5 protein-coding genes are annotated in these 1,977 nt (G+C 42.8%); 4 read left to right on the top strand and 1 reads right to left on the bottom strand.

What is annotated here, in order from left to right; genetic code table 11:
- The 4 genes from ABD76_RS02415 to ABD76_RS02400 form a co-directional block, all read left to right on the top strand.
- The coding region (locus tag ABD76_RS02415) for an ATP-binding protein (RefSeq protein ID WP_197253989.1) at positions 1-300 on the top strand (300 nt) is incomplete at its 5' end.
- Positions 301-382: 82 nt separating this feature from the next.
- Complete coding sequence (locus ABD76_RS02410) at positions 383-535, top strand: MobA/MobL family protein (RefSeq protein ID WP_275100749.1); 153 nt, start codon at positions 383-385, stop codon at positions 533-535.
- Between the two features lie 245 nt (positions 536-780).
- Entirely contained in the window at positions 781-1,224 is a 444-nt protein-coding gene (locus ABD76_RS02405) for an SMI1/KNR4 family protein (protein ID WP_197253987.1), read from the top strand.
- Positions 1,169-1,495, top strand: a complete 327-nt coding sequence (locus ABD76_RS02400) for a hypothetical protein (RefSeq protein WP_197253993.1) — start codon at positions 1,169-1,171, stop codon at positions 1,493-1,495. Before ABD76_RS02405 ends, ABD76_RS02400 begins: the two co-directional genes overlap by 56 nt.
- A gap of 197 nt (positions 1,496-1,692) precedes the next feature.
- Here ABD76_RS02400 and ABD76_RS02395 read toward each other — a convergent pair.
- On the bottom strand, positions 1,693-1,977 hold a 285-nt coding region (locus ABD76_RS02395; protein ID WP_197253985.1), incomplete at its 5' end, for a transposase.

Here is a 1,977-nt window from a genome sequence, read left to right as displayed (position 1 = left end):
ACGGTGAGCCGGTTCCGGGAGAAACTGAGAAAGGTAGACCTACTTATCCTGGATGAAGTCGGATATGTGCCCTTTAGCCAGACGGGGGCGGAACTACTGTTCAATGTAATTGCGGATTGCTATGAAAGGCAAAGTGTTATTGTGACGTCTAACTTGGAATTCGGCCAGTGGACCTCCATCTTTGGGGATACCAAGCTTACATCTGCGCTGGTCGACCGCTTGGTGCACCATGCACATATTCTTTCGTTTACAGGCGAGAGCTTCCGTTTCAAACAAGCTATGGAACGAATCCCGTTGTAAGCTTTGAGGTTGGCAAGTGCCTTGGCACTTTTGGCTGCAAAATTGAGCATTTTTCACTTGAAAAAAACATCCCTGCCTCGGATTGTCAACAATCAACGAGCATTTTGTTTCAAAAGGCATGTGCACCGATGTCTGTATTCATGACAAGCAAGACGGAAATCCACATGCCCACATTATGTTGACCATGCGCCCGATCGGGCCGAACGGAAGCTGGGGCGCGAAGTTATCTGCTTGACGAAACGAATTTTGCTCAAAATCGGCGGAGATTCACAATTTCCTAATGCAAAACAGCCAGGGTAATTAAAGCTTTCGCTACGGGTAGGCTTGCCGCTTGCCCGCAGTGGCTGTTGCGAATGAAAATTTCCAAAATATTGTTTAATTCGGTTCGGCTTCCTGTATAATGTACAGAAAAATATTTTGTGTGCCTTTGAGCATACATTAGGCGCACGAACATTACTTATATTTTAAAGGAGAGAACATATGAATCAAATAGAACAAATAGAGCAACGATTTGGTTTCAAATACCCTGAATTGTATAAAAGACTATACGACGATGGAATGCTTGATTGGGGAGAATATGGACCCAATTGGCATGCTACTTATTGGGAAAAACTTAAAAGAAACCCGCCACTGTTGTTATTCGGAGATGACATTGAACTTCTTGAATTTAATCAAATAGTAGAAAAGATTGAAGAGTTAAAAGACCCGGAAGATTACAGAGCGACAAAACCTGAATTTCAATTTGTTCCATTTGCGATGACAGGCGGAGGTGACTTATATGTATTCCAATTTGATAAACAGTGTGGGGAAAATGTTCCTGTTACATTGGTTCCGCACGATAATGAAAGTGCGAGTATATTCGAGTATATTGGCCAAAAACCTGCAAGATTTTATTTTTCGGAAACTATTAGAATGTGTTGCTGAAATTGATGAGTATTCAAGCGCAGCGGAAGGCGGTGATTTGAAAACGAATTTATTTAATATGCTGAGAACTCATAAACAGTGTTTAAGCCAGCGCCAAGTCGCAAAAATAGAAGAAATATACAACCGGGACTTGTTTGACTATAAATACAACATTCCGAATGGCAACGAATTATCTTTATCAGGGCTGATTTCGTTAGACGAGTTGGAAGAGGTTTTACATCAAGAAATTGGATTTGAAAACCTTGACAAAGAATTTGTATATATGGGCTGACAATATCGCCGCTCCCGCCGCCACCCTCGTTCGGCGGGATTTATAATCCCACTGCCGCTGAAAATTGCTTCCCCGAGCGCCGGAACTCCAACTCATAAGCATTATACCAACAATTAATCCTTACAAGACAGGGAAATTCCGGTCAAGTCCAAAATTGTGTGTAAATTCCCTCAAGTAAAACTCGCGCGCCCCTTTAACTATCGCACAATTTTGGATTCGGTTTTTACGTTCGTTTTTCGCCACTCCAAATAATCCGTCATATCCAGATACTTTCGGCCATTGCTCCACTTTTCATCTATCTCCATTAGCAAGGCTCCAAGTAATCGATATGCAGAATCGCGGTTTGGAAAGATACGAATCACACGCTCACGACGTCGTACTTCCTCATTCAAACGCTCTTGGCTGTTCGTCGTACGCAGACGCTTGCGGTACTTCTCTGGAATCGACATTACCGCCGTAGCATCGTCGAAACCTTGCTCCAA

The organism is Paenibacillus dendritiformis (assembly GCF_015845845.1).
Lineage (GTDB): Bacteria > Bacillota > Bacilli > Paenibacillales > Paenibacillaceae > Paenibacillus_B > Paenibacillus_B dendritiformis_C.
The sequence above is the reverse complement of the archived record's forward strand: the minus strand, read 5'-3'. Positions and strand labels throughout refer to the sequence as shown.